1 protein-coding gene (running past one end of the window) is annotated in these 21,176 nt (G+C 56.9%); it reads right to left on the bottom strand.

From position 1 onward, the window contains the following. Positions 1 to 21,176, bottom strand: partial view of a non-ribosomal peptide synthase/polyketide synthase gene (locus tag AC6RNO_RS08500; protein WP_497105187.1) — the 5' portion only. 6,190 nt of this gene lie to the left of the window's left edge; the window shows 21,176 of its 27,366 coding nt (coding positions 1–21,176); it begins with the start codon at positions 21,174 to 21,176; its stop codon lies off the left edge, out of view.

The following is a 21,176-nucleotide window of genomic DNA, read 5'->3' as shown; positions in this document are numbered from 1 at the left end:
CCGCCGTCCGGCGCAGGCAGCGCTTTGCGGTCGATTTTATCGTTCGGCGTCAGCGGCATCTGCTCCAGCTGCGTGAAATAGGACGGCACCATGTAGCCCGGAAGCGCCGCGCCGAGCACGCTGCGCAGCTCGCTGACGGCGAGCTTGCGGCTCGCTACGTAATAGGCGCACAGCTGATTGACTCCGGCAGCGTCTTCCCGCGCAATGACGATGACTTCCTGCACATCGTCAATCCGCAAAATTTGCGCTTCGATTTCGCCGAGTTCGATGCGGTAGCCGCGGATCTTCACTTGATGGTCGATCCGGCCCATGTATTCGATGCGGCCGTCCGGCATCCAGCGGGCAAGATCGCCTGTGCGGTACATCCGCTCGCCGCTGAACCGGCTGATCACGAATTTTTCGTCCGTCAGCTCAGGACGGCCCAGATAGCCGCGGGCAAGGCCCGGTCCGGCTGCGCACAGCTCGCCCGGCACGCCGACCGGCAGCAGCTGCCCGTACGGATCGACGATGTAGACATGATGGTTCGGCATCGGACGGCCGATCGAAATCAGGCTTCCCGCATCGGGGTCGGACGAAACCGGCCAGATGGAGGTCGCCACCGAGTTTTCGGTAGGTCCGTAGCCGTTATAATAATCCAGCTTGTCTTTCCATTTCTGGATCAGCTCACCTGACGTCGCCGAACCCGCCGTGAACAGGATGCGGAGATCCGGCATGCTGTCCGGCTCCAGATAAACCGCGTAAGTCGGCGGCAATGCGGCTATCGTGATGGCATTTTCGACCATATAACGCTCGAACAGTTGATAGTTCAAAATCGTCTCGGACGTCGGCACATACAAGACCGCTCCGCATAAGAGCGCCTGGAACATATCCCAGCATGCGGCGTCAAAGGAAAGACTCGCAAACAGCAGGGCGCGGTCGTTCGTGCCGATACGCAGCGTTCGGTCATAGTAAGCTTTCAGGTTAGCCAGTCCGCGATGCTCGACCAGAACCCCCTTCGGCTTGCCCGTCGTGCCTGACGTGTAAATGACATAAGCGAGATCGTCCGCAGTGACGACCGGAGCCAGATTCGTTGCGTCGTCGCTGTACGCCAGACGGTCGTCCAGCTCGACAACGGCGGCTTGGCTAACGGCAGCCTGCCCGCTCAGACGGCCCTGTGTCAGCAGCAATTGGGCCCCTGAATCTTCCAGCATGTAGCGGATGCGGTCTTTCGGATACTCCGGATCGATCGGAACGTACGCGCCGCCTGCCTTCAGGATAGCGAACACGCCGACGATCATCTCCAGCGAACGCTCGGCCATCAGCCCGACCAGCACATTCGGTCCGACCCCCATGCTGCGCAGCGTCCGCGCCAGCCGGTTGGCCCGCTCGTTTAATTGCATGTAGGTCAGCTTGCTGCCCTCGAAGAACACCGCGGTTTGATCCGGCGTCCGTTCCGCCTGCTCTTCCAGCAGTTGATGGATCGTCTTGTCGAGCGGCGAAGGGACGGCTGTAGCGTTGAAATCGCCGAAAATTTGCGCCTTCTCTTCGGCGGTGACGACTTCCAGCTCTTGGACGCAGATATCGGGATTCGCCGCCACCTGTTTGAGCAGGTTGATCAAATGGCCCTGAATCCGCGCAACGGCTTCCTTATCGAACACCAACGTGTTATATCCGACGTATATTTTCATCGAATCTCCGGGCAGCACGACAAGGTTGAACGGATAGTTCGTTTGCTCGACCGTCTGCACGCCTTTCATGGCGATTTCGCTGCGGCCGCCGCCGTCAAGCTGTTCGATTTGCTCTTCCACCGGGTAGTTTTCAAAGATCAGAATATGCTGGATAAGCTCCTGCTTTTGCTCCGTGCGCCCCTGAATCTCATAGAGCGGGTACGTATCGAATTCATGGGAGGCGATGGATTGCTCCTGCGTCTTCCGCATGACTTCGGCAAAAGTTTCTTCCGCCCCGCAGCGGACGCGGACCGGAATCGTATTGATAAACAATCCGATCATGCGCTCGACTCCCGGCAGTTCTTCGGGACGGCCCGACACGACGCTGCCGAATACAGCGTCATCGCTGCCGTTATAGCGCTGAAGCAAAATGCCCCAGACCGCTTGAACGAGCGTATTGACGGTTACTTGATGCGTTTTCGCAGCCCGATGGATGCTTTCCGTCAGCTCTGCGCCCAGCTCGACATCCATTCGCTCCGATACGTAGCCTGCGCTTTTCAGCTGCGGCTTGCCGCTCGGCACGACAGTCTGCTGCTCGTAGCCGGCCAAATACCGCTCCCAATAAGCTGCCGCCGCCCCTTGATCCTGCCGCTCCAGCCATTCGATATATTGACTGTACGGCTGTACTTCGGACAGCTTCGGTTCCTGACCGCCGACAATCGCGAAATACGCTTCGAACACTTCTTCGGCGACCAAAGAGAGGCACCAGCCGTCCATCACGATATGATGGAAGCTCCAAATGAAGCGGTATTTCTGTTCTTCCGTGCGCAGTATGGACACACGGAGCAAAGAATCGTTATAGAGATCAAACCCTTGCGCTTTGTCCGCAGCCGTGAATTGATCAATATGCGCCTCGCGCTCCGCCGGACTCATGTCCGTAATATCCGCATAGAAAAGCTTGCCCGGTTTGTTGCGGAGCACGATTTGCACCGGCTCTGCCTTCCAGCCCGTCACGAAACTTGTCCGCAGCGCCTCATGGCGCGTTACGAGCAGATCAAAGCTTCTCGCAAAAGCTTCGACATCGAAGCGGCCTTCCAGGTCGAACGACGACTGCTCGAAGTAAGCGCCCGAGTTCGGGTCCATCATGCTGTGGAACAAAATGCCTTTTTGCATCGGCGTGAGCGCGTATACGTTCTCGAGCCGGCCGATGGACGCGGTTTGCGCCACGAGCTTATCCAGCTCTTCGATGGAAAGCCCTTTGTACGACACATCGCTTGGCGTCAGCTCCGGCTCTGTTTGGGCGGCGCAGTGTTCAATCACATCGTGCAGATTGCTTTGCAGCGCCGCTGCCAGCCGTTCCATCGTCTCTTTGCGGTATTGCTTGCCGCTGTAACGAATCGTAAGCTGCAGCTCGCCATCCGCAATCATGCCGTTCAAATCGAGCGTATAGCGCAGCTCCGCGTTCGCGCTCGACGATTCTCCGCCGGCATACGGCGACAGGCGGATGTCCTGCTCCTGCATGTCCTGATCCAGCTGCCCCAAATAGTTGAAGCTGATCTCCGGGTTCAGCGCGAAGCCGCTTCTTTCGCCGCTTGCGGCAGCTTCCGGCATATACCGAAGAATGCCATAGCCGATCCCTTTTTGCGGAATGCCGCGCAGCTGTTCTTTCATCTGCTTGATCCGGCCGGACAAGCTGCCGTCCGTCAAAGACGTCAACACAACCGGATATATGCTCGTAAACCACCCGACCGTACGGGTAACGTCGATATCCGGAACGATCGCTTCCCGGCCGTGTCCTTCCAGATTGATGACGGCCTGCTCTACGCCCGCCCAGTCGTAAAGGGCGCCGCCGACTGCGGTCAGCAGCAGCTCGTTCACTTCCGTGCCGTAAGCGCGGTGGGCTTTTTTGAGCAGCAGCTCGGTTTCCCGCTTCGTCCATGCGACCGTAATCAGTTCGCTGTCGAGCTGAAGCGGCCGCTCGTGCGCGAAATCTTTGGGCAGCGGACTATAAACCGTCTGTTCGACCCGCTCCCAGTACGCCCGCTCACGCTCCAGCGCCTCGCTTGCCGCATAGCAGGAAAGCCGCTGCACCCAAGCTTGGAACGAATCCGTTTTAAGAGGCAGACGAATCGTTTCGCCTTGCAGGAACTGCCCGTAAGCCGCAGCGAGATCTTCGAACAAAATGCGCCAGGATACGGCGTCTATGGCCAAATGGTGCACAGCGATCAGCAAGTGGTCGCCATCCGTGCAGCGGAACAATCCGAGTTTCAAAAGCGGTCCTTCGCCAAGCTTCATCGAACCTTGAATGTCGGTCGACTTGGACTCGACGATTGCTGCGCAGTCGGGTTCGTGCTGCAGATCGGCGACAACGAGTTCGAACAGCTCTCCCTCGTTTGCGCTCCGGTATCGCGCCTCATGAACGCCGCCGTCCATCGGGAACACCATCCGCAGCGCGTCGTGATGCTCGGCAATTTTCTTCATGGCGGCGCGCAGCGCGCCTTCATGGAACCGCTCCGGCCGGTACAGCATGACCGATTGGTTAAAATGGTGCGCATCCGTCTGATTATGCTCAAAGAACCAGCGCTGCACCGGCGTCAGCTCGGCCGCGCCCGTAACTTCCCCTTGGTCGGCAATGCGCGTCAGCGTCTTGATATAAGGGCCCAGAGCCGCTATGGTCGGGTACTTGAACAAGTCCTTCATGTCCAGCTTGTAGCCCGCCTGCAGCAATCGGGACGATACTTGAATGGATTTAATCGAATCTCCGCCCAGATCGAAGAAATTGTCTAAAATGCCTACCGCACCGACGCCCAAAACGGTTTGCCAAATCGCGCAAAGCGTCCGCTCCACGTGCGTGCGCGGTGCGGCGTATTCCGCTCCGCTGCGGATGCCGGCATGCGGCTCCGGCAGCTGTTTGCGGTCGATTTTGCCGTTCGGGCTGAGCGGCATCTTGGCAAGCTGCACGAAGAACGACGGCACCATGTAGCCCGGCAGCTCCTGCGACAATGCTGCGCGAAGCCGGTCGGCGGACAGCTCTTGGTCCGCGACAAAGTAAGCGCAAAGCTGTTTTTGCCCTTGACCGTCCGTACGGGCGACGACGACCGCTTCATCCACGTGCTCCACGTTCAGCAGCTGCGACTCCACTTCGCCCAACTCGATCCGGTAGCCGCGGATTTTTACCTGGTGGTCGATCCGGCCCAGGTATTCGATATTGCCGTCCGGCAGCCAGCGCGCCAAGTCCCCGGTCCGGTACATCCGGCCCCCGTCCGCGAACGGATCGGCCACGAATTTCTCCGCCGTCAGTTCCGCACGGTTCAGGTAGCCCCGCGCCACACCGACGCCGCCGATGCACAGCTCCCCGGCCACGCCCACAGGCTGCAATTGCACCGTGCCTTCTTTCACGATGTACAGCCGCGTATTGTGGATCGGCTTGCCGATCGGGATGACCGGATAATGCACATCCGGCTCGCAGTCGAAGTACGACACGTCCACCGTCGCTTCCGTCGGGCCGTACAGGTTGATCAGCCGCGCGCGGTTCACCCACGCTACCGCCTGCTGGAACCGGGCCACATGCTGCGGCGGCAATGCTTCGCCGCTGGCGAACACTTGGCGCAGCGTTCCCAGCTGCCCGGCCAGCTTCGCTCCCGGCTGCTGCTCCGCGTAATCGAGGAACGCGTGCAGCATCGCAGGCACGAAGTGCATCGTCGTCACGCCGCTGCGCTCGATCGTTTCCAAAATCCGCTCGGGGCTCTTCTCGCCCCCGACGGACAGCAAGCACATGCTGGAGCCGACCATCGCCCACCAGAACAGCTCCCACACCGACACATCGAACGTGAACGCCGTTTTTTGCAAAATGACGTCGCTCTCGCCGATCGGATACCGCTCGTGCATCCACAAAATCCGGTTGATGACCGAGTGGTGCTCGATCATAACGCCCTTCGGCTTGCCCGTCGAACCCGACGTGTAGATTACATAAGCAACGTCGCGAGGCCCGGCGAGCGGCTCCAAAGGCGAGCCGTCATGCGCGTACGCGCCGCTGTCGTTCAGATCGATCACCCCGGCCGCTTCCGCAGCGATGGCCGGCAGACGATCGAGCACATGCCGCTGGCTCAGCAGCACCTGTGCGCCGGAATCTTCGAGGATGTAGCGAATCCGCTCCTCGGGATACTCGGGGTCGATCGGCACGTAGGCGCCTCCGGCTTTCAGAATCGCGTAGATGCCGACGATCATCTCCATCGAGCGCTCGGCCAGGATGCCGACCTTGCCATCCGGCCCCACGCCTGCGGCGCGCAGCTTGCGGGCCAGCCGGTTCGCCCGCTCGTCCAGCTCGCCGTAAGTCATCACGGCGTCTTCGAAACGCACCGCGATCTTCTCCGGCGTACGCACAGCGTGCTCCTCGAACATCGCGTGGATCGTCGTATCGTTCGGATACGCCGCCGCCGTGTCGTTGAACTGCTGCATGATCAGCGTTTTTTCCGCCGGAGCGATCAGCTCCAGTTCGTTCACTTTTGCGTACGGGTTCGCTGCAAGCTGCTCCAGAAGATGAACATAGTGCGATCGTATCCGCTCGATGACGTGCGCATCGTACACGCTCGCGTTATATTCGAAATCGACGCGAATCTCCCGTCCCGGCATGACGATCAGGTTGAAATCGTAAGTCGTTTGCTCGGACAAAGCTGCGTTCCTAATGGCAAAGCCGCCGTCCTTGCTTCCGCCTCCAAGCTGTTCCACCTGCTGCTCCACCGGATAATTTTCAAAGATCATCAAATGACTGATCAAATCCTGCTTTTGGCTCGTCAAGCCTTGAATCTCAAACAACGGATGCGTATCGAACGCGCTTGATTCCAGCGCCTGCTTCTGCATGCGCTGCATGACGCCTGCGGCCGTTTCGCCGGGCTCGCTCTGCATGCGGACCGGAATCGTATTGATGAACAGGCCGATCATGTTCTCTACGCCTTGAATCTCGGCCGGGCGTCCCGATACGACGCTGCCGAACACAACGTCATTGCTGTTGTTGTAATTTTGCAGTGCAATCGCCCAAGCCGTCTGCATCAGCGTATTGATGGTGACCTGCTGCTGTTTCGCCGTCTCGTTCAGGCTGTCGGTCAGCTCCGCGCCGAGCATGCAAACCAGTTTCTCGGCGGCGTAAGGCCGTTCCTCGCCAGACACATTCGATTTCGGCAGCAGCGTTTGCTGCTCGTAGCCGGACAAATAGGCGGACCAATAGTGGGAAGCCTCTTCGGCGTTCCGGCTCTCCAGCCACTGCACATAAGTGCTGAATGGCGTTACCGGAGGCAGCGAAGGCTGCTTTTGAGCGGCAAATTTAAAATAGCTGCCGAATACTTCCCCTGTCATCAGCGACAAGCACCAGCCGTCCATCAAAATATGATGGAAGCTCCATATGAACCGGTACGCCCGATCGTCGATTTGCAAAATCGCAACGCGCATCAGCGCTTCTCCGCCCAAATCGAAGCCGCGTTCCTTATCCCTGGCGGCAAAAGCTTCCGCATAAGCGAACCGCTCGGACCGCTCCATGGCGCGCAAATCCTCATACGCGAAGCCGGCCGCCCGATCGCGGAATACAACCTGGAACGGCTGCTCTCCAAGACCTGCGTAGAAATTGGAGCGCAAAATCGCGTGTCTTTGCACGAGCAGATCCAGACTTTTCCTGAACGCTTCCACTTGGAAGACGCCTTCCAGAACAAAGGTCGCCTGCTCAAAATAGGCGCCGGACAGCGGCTCCATCATGCTGTGGAACAGCATCCCTTTTTGCAGCGGCGTGAGCGCGTACACGGTTTCGATCTCGCCGATCGCCCGCGTCTGGTCTTCAATCTGCTCCAGTTGGTGCTGTCCGATGCCTTTGAGCAGCACATCGCTCGGCGTCAGGCTCGGATATTCCTTTGATACGCAATGCGTCAATACTTGGCGCAAGCTTTCCTGCAGCAGACCTGCGAACCGCTCCATGGTTTGCCTGTGATAGGCAAGGCCGTTATATCTGATCTCAAGCTCCAGAACGCCGCCGCTGATCATGCCGCTGACGTCGAGCTGATGCTGTACTTTGGTCCGCTCGCTGACGACGGAACCGATGGAATACGGCGAAAATTTCATGCCGCTGTGCTGCAAATCCTGATCGAACTGGCCCAGATAGTTGAAGCTGATTTCCGGTTCCTGCAGGAGGGCCGGCTTGTCTTCGGAAGCGGACAAATAGCGGATGATGCCGTAGCCGATGCCTTTGTTCGGAATGCGGCGCAGGCTCTCTTTGACCGTTTTGATATGCTGCGCTTCGCTTCTGCCTTCGCCCATATCCAGCACGATCGGGAATTGGCTCGTAAACCATCCGACCGTCCGCGAAATATCGGTGACGCCGGTCACATCTTCGCGGCCATGGCCCTCCAGATTCACATAGATGCGTTCCATTCCCGTCCATTCGCGAATCGCCATGCCGAGCGCGGTCAGCAGCAAATCGTTGATTTCCGTCTTGTAGGCGCGATTCGCTTGTTGCAGCAGTTGTCTCGTTTCCTCTTCCGTCCACTGAACGGCCAGGAGTCCGGTGTCGAGAACCTCGAGAGCGCCGGGGTTAGCCGTGTCTTTCGGCAGCGTATCGTGCGGCGCAGCGGCGCCTGTTTGCCGCCAATAGGCGAACTCTTCTTCTATAGCCTGACTGCCCGCATATTCGTTCAACCGCTTCGCCCATGTTTGGAACGATTCCGTCTTGGCCGGCAGGCGTATCTCCTGCCCTTGCTCGGCTTGCTCGTAGCCTGCGGCCAAATCCTCGAACAAGATCCGCCAGGACACGCCGTCCACGGCCAGATGGTGAACGGCTATGAGCAGATGATCGCCGTCCGCGCATTGGAACAGTCCGAGCCTCACGAGCGGCCCCGAAGCAAGGTTCATGCCCCTCTGGATCTCGCTCGCCCGAGCTTCTATAAAGGAAGCGCAATCTGCGACCGTTCTGCAGTCGAATACGTCCAGCGTGTACAGCTCGCCGTCCGCCGAGCTGCGGTTCCAAGCCTCGATGCCTTGATCCGCGCTGCGGAAAACGAGCCTCAGCGCATCGTGGTGCTCCACGATCTTCGCGATCGACCGGCGCAGCGCCGTTTCTTCAAAGCCCGCTTCCCGGTAAAGCATGACGGCCTGGTTGAAATGGTGCGGCTCCGCCTGGTCTTGCTCGAAGAACCAGCGCAGGATCGGCGTCAGCTCGACATGGCCTGCCGCATCCCCCTGGAAGACGTCGCTTCCGGCGCGGGCAACCAGGTGGCCGAGCTCCGCAATGGTCGGATGCTGGAACAGGTCTTTGATTTGCAGCTTGTAGCCGGCCTGCAGCAAGCGCGAGGATACTTGGATCGATTTGATCGAATCCCCGCCGAGATGGAAGAAATTATCATGAATGCCAATCTGTTTGAGTCCGAGAACGGATTGCCATACAGCGGCCAGCGTTTGCTCCTCAGCCGTACGCGGTCCCGCGTAGTCCGCTCCGCCTTCCAGCCCTTCTTCGGGGGCCGGCAGCGCTTTGCGGTCTACTTTGCCGTTAACGGTGAGCGGGAATTCGTCCATCCGCACGAAATGCGCCGGTACCATGTAAGCCGGCAAATCTTTGGCCATTTCATTGCGCAGCTCGCCGGCACCCAGCTCGCTATTGGCCACGAAGTAAGCGCAGATGTATTTTTGTCCGCTTGCATCTTCCCTCGCGAGAACAATGGCGTCTTGAACTGCCGCTATATTTAACAGCCGCGCTTCTATTTCGCCGAGTTCGATCCTGTAGCCGCGAATTTTCACCTGAGCGTCAATCCGTCCCACAAAATCGATACTGCCGTCAGGCAGCCATTTTGCAAGGTCGCCCGTCCGGTACATCCGCTCGCCGGGAACGAACGGGTTGTCTATGAACTTGTCGGCCGTCACGTCAGGCCGGTTCAAATACCCTCTGGCCACGCCGTCGCCGGCAATGAGCAGCTCGCCCGCTGCCCCGACAGGGCACAGTGTGCCGCCCGGGCTGACGATATAAGCGGAAGTGTGGCTGATCGGTTTGCCGATCGGCAGGCTCAATGCATGCTCGTGAACATGGTCTACCGGATAAAACGTTGCGAATACGGTCGTTTCGGTCGGTCCGTACACGTGGAGCAATTTGCCTGCGCCGAGGAAGTCCAGCGCTTTGCGCACGTGATTGACGGATGCCCGTTCGCCGCCGAACAGCACCTTGCGAACCGTCCGCAGCGCTTGAATATTCACGTCTACCAAGACGTTAAACAGCGCCGTCGTGATGAACATGACCGATATTTGCTCGTGTTCGATCAAATCCGAAAGCTTTTCCATTTCCAGGAAATGTTCTTTGGAAACGAGCACAAGCTTCGCGCCGTTAAGCAACGCGCCGAAGATGTCAAAGGTCGAACCGTCAAACGCGTAGCTGGACAGCTGCAGCACGATATCCTCTTCGGAGATTTCGATATAGTTGGTCTGCTTGACGACGCGAACAATGTTGCGGTGCGTGGTCAAGTTTCCTTTTGGCTTGCCCGTCGTACCCGACGTGTAGATGACATAGGCCAGACTGCCGGCGTCATCGGCCGCATTCAGATTCGTGCCGTCCTCCTCATAGGACGATGCGTCGTCGAGCAGAACGAGCTTGCCTTCAAACGCCGCTTGTTCCAGCAAGCGGGATTGCAGCAGCAGCACTTTGGCGCCGGAATCCTCCAGCAAGAAGCGGATCCGCTCTTCCGGGTATTCGGGATCGATCGGGACGTATGCCGCTCCGGCCTTCAGAATGGCGAGGATGCCGACAATCATCTCCAAAGACCGTTCGGTCATTAAACCGACGAAGTCTTCCGTCTGCACGCCCGACGCCCGCAGCGTTCTGGCCAGGCGGTTCGCTCTTGCGTTCAGCTCGGCGTAAGTAAGCTGTTCCGCGCCGAAAACGACGGCTGTACGGTCCGGATGCCTGAGCGCCTGCTCCTCGAACAACGAATGAAGCGTCCGTTCGCGCGGATATGCCGATGGCGCAGGGTTAAACCCGCCCACGAGTTGCGCTTTCTCCTGCGGAGTGACGACTTCCAGCTCATCCACCCGGACATTCGGATTGATAACGATCTGCTCCATCGCCTGCGCGATATGGCCGCGAATCCGCTGAATATCCGCCTCGTCAAAGCGCAAAGCGTTATAGGATATCCGCATAAGAATGTCTTCGCCAGGCATAACGATCAGATTGAAGTCATAATTCGTTTGCTCGGTCGACTGCACGTTCGCGATGAAGAAGCGGTGTGCGCTATCTTTTCCGACTTGTTCGACTTCCTGCTCGACAGGATAGTTTTCGAACGCGACGATATGGCCGATCAGCTCCTGTTTCAGCTCGGACAAATGCTGGATCTCATACAAAGGCGTCGTTTCATACCGGTTGGACGCAATCGCCTGCTCCTGAACGCGTCTGAGCAGCGCCGGCAGCTCTTCGCCCGCCTCCGAGCGAATCCGCACCGGAATCGTATTGATGAACAAGCCGATCATGCTTTCCACGCCCGGAATCTCCGCAGGTCTTCCGGCAACGACGCTGCCGAACACGACATCCCGGTGATGATTGTAGCGCTGCAAAATAATACCCCAGACGGTTTGAATCAGCGTATTGACCGTTACCTGCTGCCCTCTCGCCAGCCGTTCGATCCGGCCCGTCAATTCGCGTCCGAGACTGAAATCGAGTCTCGCCGCTTCGTAGCCTTCCGCTGAAGCCGATACAGGCAGTGAGGCAGGCAGCGCCGTGCGGCTTTCGCACTCCCGCAAATATTCGCTCCAATACGCGGCCGCCTGGTCGCGGTCTTGTTCGGCAAGCCACTCGATATACCGGCTGTAAGAAACCGCAGGCGGAAGCTGCAGCTTCGCGCCGCCGCAAATGGCAAAGTAGCTGTCAAACACTTCCTTCGTCATCAAGGACATGCACCAGCCGTCCATCAGCATATGATGGAAGCTCCAGACGAATTTGTAGCGCTCTTCGCCCGTGCGCAATATCGCTACCCGCATCAGCGTGTCCTGCTCCAAATTAAAGCCCAGCTCGCGGTCTTTCTTGGCAAACGCCTCCAAATAAGCGGGAAGCTCCGCTTCCTCCAGCCCGCGCAGGTCCTCCACATGAAGGGCTCCTTTACGGCTGCGGAAAACGACCTGCACCGGCTCTTCGGCGAAATCTCTATAAACGTTCGTGCGCAGCGCTTCATGCCTTTGCACCAGCATATCCAGGCTTTGCCGGAATGCTTCGGCATCAAAACTTCCGGACAAATCAAAGGTTGCCTGTTCGAAATACGCGCCAAGCTGCGGGTCCATCAAGCTGTGGAACAGCATGCCTTTTTGCATTGGCGTCAGCGCATATACATTTTCGACCTCGCCGAGGCGGGACGTTTGCTTTTGCAGCTTGTCCAGCTCTTGGATCGTCAGACCTTTGAACGACACGTCGCTAGGGGTCAGCTCTGCCGACGTTTTGGACAAGCAGTGTTCGATCAGCTGCCGGACGCTCGCTTTTAACGATTGCGCAAAACGTTCCATCGTCCCGGCTTCGTATTGTCCTTTGCTGTAACGAATGATGATTTGCAGGACGCCGCCCGTCACAATGCCGTTAATATCCAGGTTATGCTCCAAAAACGCATTGCCGCTGACGTGATCGCCCTCGGCGAACGGCGACTTCATCAGGCCGCTGTGCGCGAAATCCTGATCGAACTGCCCCATGTAGTTGAAGCTGATTTCCGGTTTCGCGGACAGTCCGGCTTCGCGCGTGGAACCTTGGCCGCTCAAATATTTCAAAATGCCGTAGCCGATTCCCTTATGCGGAATTTGACGCAGCCCTTCCTTGACTTGCTTGATCGATTCCGAAAGCTGCCCGGTGCCTGCGACATCGATGACAACCGGGAACATGCTTGTAAACCATCCGACCGTGCGGGCGATATCGATGTCAGGTATAATCGATTCTCTGCCGTGTCCTTCCAGATTTACCAGAAGGCGACCGATTCCGCTCCAATCCTTAACAGCCATACCGAGCGCCGTAAGCAGCAGATCGTTCATATCCGTGTTGTACGCGCGATGAACAGGCTTCAAGAGCTGCTCCGTCTCCAGCTCGCTCCACTCGACAATCAGCAGTTCGCTGTCCTTGAGCAGCGTAACGGGACATTCCTTGTCTTTAGGCAGCGGAGCAGCCTCGGTTTGGCTGACCCCTTCCCAGTATGCCCGCTCGCTCTCGATGGCTGCGCTGTTGGCATAGTCGAGCAATTTTGCCGACCAAAGTTGGAAGGAATCCGTCTTTTGCGGCAGGCGGATCGCCTCTCCGTTAACGGCTTGATCGTAGCCCGCTGCGAGATCTTCGATAATAATCCGCCACGAAACGCCGTCGACAACCGCGTGATGGATGACCATCAGCAAATGATCCCCGTCCGTACAGCGGAAAAGCCCCAGCTTGACAAGAGGTCCCGCTTCCAGCTGAATGCCGGATTGAATTCGGTTAGCCAAAGCTTCTACTTTTGCGGAGGTATCCGCTCCCGTTTCATGCTTCAGATCAAACGTATCTAAAGTGAACAATTCCCCTTCGCGAACGCTGCGGTTCCAAAGCTCATGGCCTTGTTCATTTACCCGCACTACCATCCGCAGGGCGTCGTGATGTCGGGTAATGCTTGCCATTGCCCGGCGCAAAGCCTTTTCGTCAAAGCCTTCCCGGCGGTAAAACATCATGGCCTGATTGTAATGGTACGCATCGCCATGCTGCTGTTCGAAAAACGCCCGCAAAATCGGCGTAGCGGCTACGCTTCCGGTTACTTCGCCTTGATCGGCGATGCGGCCGGCCGGACGAATGCGCGGGCTCAGCTCCGCCACCGCCGGATATTGGAACAAATCCTTCATCTCCAGCTTGTAGCCGGCTTGCAGCAGCCTGGAAGAAACTTGCAGCGCTTTGATGGAGTCGCCGCCAAGCTCAAAGAAATTGTCGCGGATGCCTACAGCCCGCACGCCCAGCACGTCTTGCCAAATCGCGGCAAGCGTCTGTTCCACGGCCGTACGCGGAGCCTCGTAGCTGCCGCCGGCATGAACCGGCTCCTCCGGAACCGGCAGCGCCTTGCGGTTCACTTTGCCGTTCGGCGTCAAAGGAATTTGCTCCAGCAGCATCAGGCGCGCCGGCACCATATGAGGCGGAAGCACCTGCTGGAGATGCGCTTGCAGCGAAGCGAGATCGCCATCTTGCTCAGGCACGGCGTAGCCGCACAAATATTTGTTTCCGCGTTCATCCGTCAGATCGGTCACTACGGCTTGACGGACGCCGGGACAGCGGAGCATCGCCGACTCAATTTCGCCGAGCTCAATGCGGTATCCGCGAATTTTCACCTGATGGTCGATCCGGCCGATGAAGTCCACGTTGCCGTCCGCCATCCAACGCGCCAAATCCCCCGTGCGGTACAGCTTTTCTCCAGGCTTGTACGGATTGGCGACAAACTTGTCGGCCGAAAGCTCCGGACGGTTCAAATAACCGCGGGCGACGCCAGGACCGCCGATGCACAGCTCGCCGTCCACGCCGACCGGCACCGGATTCAGATGCGCGTCGAGAATGTAAAAGCGGGCATTCAGCAGCGCCTTGCCGATCGGCACGCTGCCGGATGCAGGCAGCTTCGCCAATGGCTCGTCGTAGAAGCTGGAATCGATGGCCGCTTCGGTTACACCATAGCTGTTAATAATGCGCATGTGCCCGCCGAAACGCTCCTGAAGCTTCCGGTAATCCAGCACGCTGCAGCTGTCCGAGCTTGTAATCAGCAACTTCATGGAAGAAATATCCAGATTGTTATTTGCCATATATTCCATAAACGGCACGATCAGTGCAGGCGTCGATTCGAAAACCGTAATCTGGTGATCGCGCAAATACCCGTATAAACGTTCCGGATCGATTCTGTCCTCCTTCGGACAGATAACCATCGTCCCGCCGTTCAAAAGCGTCCGGGCGATATCGCCGGTAAATACGTCAAAGGAGAAGCTGGCGAGCTGCAAAAGACGGACCGGGAACTCGGTTAACCGGTAGTCCCTGCGGTAGGCAACCGCCGTATTCACGAAGCTGCGGTGCTCGATCATCACTCCTTTCGGACGCCCCGTCGTACCCGAAGTGTAGATCACATAAGCCAAATCGTGCGGCTCATTGACGGAAGGCCGGTCAGCCGGGTCGCCGGTATAACTCGCTTCATCGTCGAGGCAAAGAATCGCGCGCGAAGCCTGCTGCTCGCCGGACTGCCCGGACTGCGCCACATGCAGCAAATGCGTTTGCGTCAAAAGCACAGCCGCAGCGCTGTCTTCCAGCATAAATTGAATGCGATCGGCAGGATAATCCGGATCCAGCGGAACGTAAGCCCCGCCCGCTTTCCAGACAGCCAGACAGGCAACGACCAACTCCGCACAGCGGTCTGCAAGAATCCCTACCACGGTCTCGCGCCCGACGCCCAGATCGCGCAATTTGCCGGCCAGACGGTTCGCCCGCTCGTTCAATTCGCGGTAAGTCAGCTGCTTGTCGGCATAGATGACAGCGATCTGCCCGGGAGCTTTTTGCGCCTGCTCTTCGACGTAGGCGCAGAACGGTTTTTCAAGCAGCAGCTCATCTCCCTCGACGCCCTTACCGCTGAACGCGTCTACGACCACCGCCATCTCCTGCGCGTTCACAAGCTTCAGCTCGCACACAGGGAGTGCCGGATTGTCGACAATTTGCTCCAGCATGTAAAGCAAATGCCCATGAATGCGCGCAATGCTCGCTTCATCAAAAGCCAATGCATTGAATTCATAGTCAATTCGGATATCTTCACCCGGGGTAACGCAAAGATTGAAATCGTAATTCGTTTGCTCGCTCATTGTGGCGTTGGCAATCGTAAAGCCGGCTTCACCGCTGCTGCCGGACTGTTCCATATTCAGCTCGACCGGATAATTCTCGAACACCATGATATGGTTGATGAGGTCCTGCCTGAGCTCCGTTAAAGCTTGAATCTCATAAAGCGGGAACGTTTCGAATTCGCGCGCATCCAGCGTTTGTTCATTGTTCCATTTCAGCAGGTCGGCGAATAATGTCTCCGCTTCGCAGCGTATGCGCACCGGCACCGTATTGATAAACAACCCGATCATCGTTTCGATGCCGGCGATATCCGCCGATCTGCCCGACACGACGCTGCCGAAGACGACATCCCGGCTGTTGCTGTATTTTTGCAGCATAACGCCCCAAACGGTTTGCAGCAAAGTATTGATCGTCACCTGCTGCCCTCTCGCCGTCCGGTTCATTCGTCCGGTAAGCTCACGGCCTATCGTGTATGTGCGTTTAACGGCAGCATAACCTTCTTCGCGATGGACCAAATCGGACTTGGGCAGCACAGCCTGCTGCTCATATCCTTCCAGGTAGGCGCGCCAGTAGTCGGCCGCTTCGGAGCTATCCTGCGTTTGCAGCCACGAAATGTAGGTGCTGTAAGGCGCGACCTCCGGAAGTACAGGCTGCCTGCGCTCCAATATGGCGAAGTACGTATCGAACACTTCCTTCACCATTAAAGGCAAGCACCAGCCGTCCATAATAATGTGATGGAAGCTCCAGAGCACATAGTAATTTTCGTCGCCTGTTCTGAGCACGGTGACGCGCATGAGCGTATCTTTCGTCAGATCGAAGCCTTGATGCTTGTCCTGCTCGATAGCTGCCGCTTTGAGCGCCTGGCGCTGTTCTTCCTCATGCTCGCGCAAATCTTCGACGCGGAATTGCACCTTTTTATGTTTAAATACGACCTGTACAGGCTGATCTTTCCAACTGTTGTTAAAATTCGTCCGCAGAATCGAATGCCGCCCGATCAACGAATCCAGGCTTTGCTCGAATATTTCCGTATGGAAAGCGCCGTGCAAATCGAAAGAAGCTTGTTCGAAATAAGATCCCGATTGCGGGTTCATCAGCGAATGGAACAGCATCCCTTTCTGCATCGGGGAAAGCGGATAAAGATCTTCCACTTCTCCGGCAGGACGGCTCGCTTCGGTAAACCGTTCCAGCTCTTCGATCGTCAAGCCTTGCAGCGTGATATCGCTTGGCGTCAGCTCCGTGCGCTCTTGCGACAGGCAATGGGCGATGATAACACGAAGACTTTCGCGGAACAGTCCGGCCAAACGCTCGACCGTTGCGCGCTCATACTGCTTTACGCTATAGCTGACGGTAAAAGTCAGCACGCTTTTGGAAATAATGCCGTTCCAATCGAGCGCAGCATGCCGTCTGGCTTGCCCGCCGACGGAAGCTCCTACGGAATAAGGCGAATAAGGCGAAAATTCCAGGCCGCTGCCGGCTAAATCCTGATCAAACTGGCCCAGGTAGTTGAATCCGATCTCCGGCTGACGCTGGTCTGCCGAAAGCGAAAGTTCGCCATTCCCCCTCAAGTAACGCAGCATGCCGTAGCCGATGCCTTTGCGGGGAATGCGGCGCAGCTCTTCCTTGACGTTCTTGATCCGCTTCGTCACATCCTGGCCCGGATCCATGTCAATCACGACCGGATATTGGCTCGTAAACCAGCCAACGGTCCGCGATACGTCGAGATCCGCAAAAAGATCCTCTCTGCCGTGCCCTTCCAGATTGACGGCGATTCGCTCCAAGCCCGACCAGGCTTGTACCGCCGAGGCGAGAGCCGTCAGCAGCAAATCGTTCACATCCGTGCGGTAGGCGCGATGGACGTGCTTCAGCAGCTGCTCCGTTTCCTGCTCCGTCCATTCCACGGTCACGGTAGCGCTGTCGCTGACAGCGTTGTGTTCCTCGTCCCTGTCCTTCGGAATCGACGGCATGCCCGTTTGAAGCTTGCCGTTCCAGTAGGCCAGTTCGGATTCCATGTCCGGACCGTGCGCATACTCGGCCAGGCGCTTGCTCCACAATTGGAACGAATCCGACTTAAGCGGAAGCCGCAGCTCCTCTCCTTTGGCCGCCTGTTCATAGCCGTTGGCCAGATCTTCCATCAAGATGCGCCACGATACGCCGTCAACCGCCGTATGGTGAATAACGACCAGCAGATGGTCTCCGTCTGCGCAGTGGAACAAGCCCAGTTTCATTAACGGACCTTCGCTCAAATCGAAGCTGCCTTGCAGCTCGTTTGCTAAGGCTTCAATCTGCGAACCGCAGTCCGCTGCGTCGCGAAAATCGTACTCGTCCAGGCTGAACAGCACGCCTTCGTTCAAGCTGCGGTTCCGCGCTTCGTATTCGCCGCCAGCCCCTTGGCGGAAAACGAGGCGCAGCGCGTCGTGGTGCTCGGCGATCTTTTGCACCGTTTTACGCAGGACGGCTGCATCAAAACCTTGCTTGCGCAGCAGCATCAGCGCTTGATTAAAATGATGCGTATCGCTCGTTTGATGCTCAAAGAACCACCGCTGGATCGGACTCAGCCTGACTGCGCCTGTGACTTCGCTCTGGTCGGACGTCCGGTGCACGGATTGCACCCTCGGGCTCAGTTCCGCAATCGTCGGATGCTGGAAGAAATCTCTTGTCTCCAGCTTGTATCCTTCCTGGAACAAGCGGGAAGACACTTGTATCGACTTGATCGAGTCGCCGCCAAGCTCAAAGAAGTTATCGTAAATGCCCACCGATGCCGCACCCAGTACCTTTTGCCACATCGAAACGAGCATTTCCTCGATCGGCGTGCGGGGCGCAGCGTACTCGGTACCGGTTTGCGCGCTTTCCTGCGGCGACGGCAGCGCTTTGCGGTCGATTTTTCCGTTTGGCGTAAGCGGCATTTGTTCCAACTGCACGAAGTAAGACGGAATCATGTAAGCGGGAAGTTCCTGCGCCAGCAGCGCGCGCAATTCGCCGGACGGCACCTGAGTGCCCGCGACAAAATAAGCCGCCAGCTGCTTCTGGCCGTGTTCGTCGTCTGAAGCGACAACAACAGCCTCCTGCATGGAGCTTCCTTTCATCAATTGCGCTTCGATCTCGCTCAGTTCGATGCGGTATCCGCGAATTTTGACCTGATGGTCGATCCGTCCCAAATATTCGATATTGCCGTCAGGCAGCCATCTGGCCAAATCTCCGGTTTTGTACATGCGCCCGCCTTGCACAAACGGGTTCCGCACAAACTTCTCTTCGGTCAGCTCCGGACGGTGGAGATACCCTCTGGCGAGCCCTTCGCCACCGATGCACAGCTCGCCCGCCACGCCGACAGGCAGCAGATGATGGTTCGCATCGACGATGTAAACCTGGTGATTGCATATCGGCCGGCCGATCGAAACGAACTTCTGGCTGCTCAGCTCCTCCTGATAAGCCCAAACGGTTGAACAAATCGAATCTTCCGTCGGACCGTAGGCGTTGAAATACTCTACATGATCTTTCCATGCTTGAACAAGTTCTGCGGAAGGAGCCGAACCGGCCGTAATGAGCTTCTTCAAGCTTGGCAAACGCTCAGGCTCCAAATAAACCGCATAGGTCGGCGGCAATGTCGCAACGGTAATTCCATGCTCGGTCATATAATTTTCAAACAAGCGGTAGTTAAAGATGACCGAAGACGAAGGCAGGTATAACGTAGCGCCGAAAAATAAAGCCATATAAGTTTCCCAGCTCGCAGCATCGAATGAAAAGCTGGCGAATTGGATAATCCGGTCGCTCGCATCGATACGCAGGTCCTGTTCGAAAAAAGTTCTCAAATTGCCGAGCCCGTGATGCTCGACCATAACCCCTTTCGGCCTACCGGTCGTTCCGGATGTATAGATGACATAGGCTAAATGGTCCGATTGTACAATGTGCTGCAAATTCGAACCGTCATGATGGTACACGCCGGCGTCGTCCAGGGAAAGAATCTTCCCGCCGAAAGCCGCCTGATTCCGCAAATGCTCCTTGATAAGCAGCAGCCCGGCTCCCGAATCTTCCAGCATGTAGCGGATCCGTTCTTCCGGATATTCGGGATCGATCGGGATATAGGCGCCTCCCGCTTTCAAAATCCCCAAAATACCGACGATCATTTCCAGGGACCGGTCCGTCATAAGTCCGACCAACCGGTCCGGTCCGACGCCTTCGGCCCGCAGCGTCCTGGCCAGCCTGTTGGCCCGTGCGTTCAATTCCCGGTAAGTCAAACGCTCGTTCTCGAAGACGACGGCCGCATGATCCGGCGTGCGTTCCGCTTGTTCTTCGAACCATTGGTGAATCGTTTTGTCTTTGGCGTACGGCACGTCGGCCCGGTTGAACACAGTAAGTACCGTGTCCGCTTCCTCTTTGCCGATCAGGGACAACTGCTCGATTGCGCTCTCCGGCTGCTGCGTGATTTGTTCGACAATCGTCAAATACTGTTTGAAAATTTGTGCGATTTCTTCCTCGTCAAACAACTGCGTTCTATAGTCGATATGCAAAAGAAACTGCTGATCGTCGAGCATTTCCACGATATGGACATCGAAGTCATTGCCGGTATGCCCGGCGAACGGGGTGTCCACTTGATAGCTGATCTCTTCGTTCTCCAACCAGCTGAGTGTCCGGTATTGAACGCTGACGCCAAAAAGACGCTGAATATCTTGATAGTTGTGAATTTCCCGCAAGTCCTGAATCAGCTTGTTGTACGGATAGCGCTGATGGCGAAGAATCGCCGCCTGTTCCTTGCTTAAGGTTTGCAGGAAAGCCATCAGCTTGGCTGCCGGCTCGACATATGCGCGTGTGGCGACCGTACTGACGTACATACCCAGCGTTTCTTTTTCTTTCTTCGTTGTCCGGTTGGCGTATGCGGTTCCGATCGCAATATCCTGCAGATTGGTTGCTTTGTGCATGTAGATATAAAACGCGCCAAGGAAAAACGTAAACAAGCTCACATTGTTGTTTGCGCAAAAGTCTTTGACATTTTGAAACATGTCATCGGACATTTGCACTGTCGCTCTGACCGCTTCCGTGCTCATAGCAACGGGATTGTACAGCTTTAATCCGAGCGCCTCCGGCAAAGTCCGAAATTTTTCGAACCAGTAATCTTTATCTTTTTGATAACGCTCCGATGCTTCGTAGTCCTGTTCCGTTTGTAAAAAGTCTATATACGCCGGACGCTTGTCACCGCTAGGCTCTACCCCTTTTAAATATTCCAAATAAAACTGCGTGATCCAATTGACCGCCGCATTCGTCGAGACGCCGTCTGTTGCGATATGGTGCGTTTTGATGTTATACCAGTGCTCATCATCGCTGATTTTCAAAATGACGAACTCGTACAAATCCGCTTCCATCATTTCCATCGGCTGCCGAATGTGCCGGGATACCCACGCTAAGGCAGACTGAGCGCTATCGTCCTCGCCGGAGAAATCGACCCAGGGAATCTCCTTGGGCGAAAACGGCTCCATATACTGCTGCGGATTGTCGTTAACGGTAGTAATCCGGATGCGGAATGCATCGTTTTGCCGGATCACTTCATGAATGGCGCGAGTCAACGCATCGGCGTCGAAGCGGCCTCGAATGCGGACCGTCACCGTCACCGTCGAGATGCTTGTGCCGGGATTCATAATATCCATGTACCAGATGCGCTGCTGCGGTTGTGTTAATGCAAATGTTTGACGCGATTTGGGACTGACACGCTTTTTGCTAGTTAATTCACGACTCAT

The sequence above is a fragment of the Paenibacillus sp. sgz302190 genome (genome assembly GCF_059820445.1).
The sequence above is the reverse complement of the archived record's forward strand: the minus strand, read 5'-3'. Positions and strand labels throughout refer to the sequence as shown.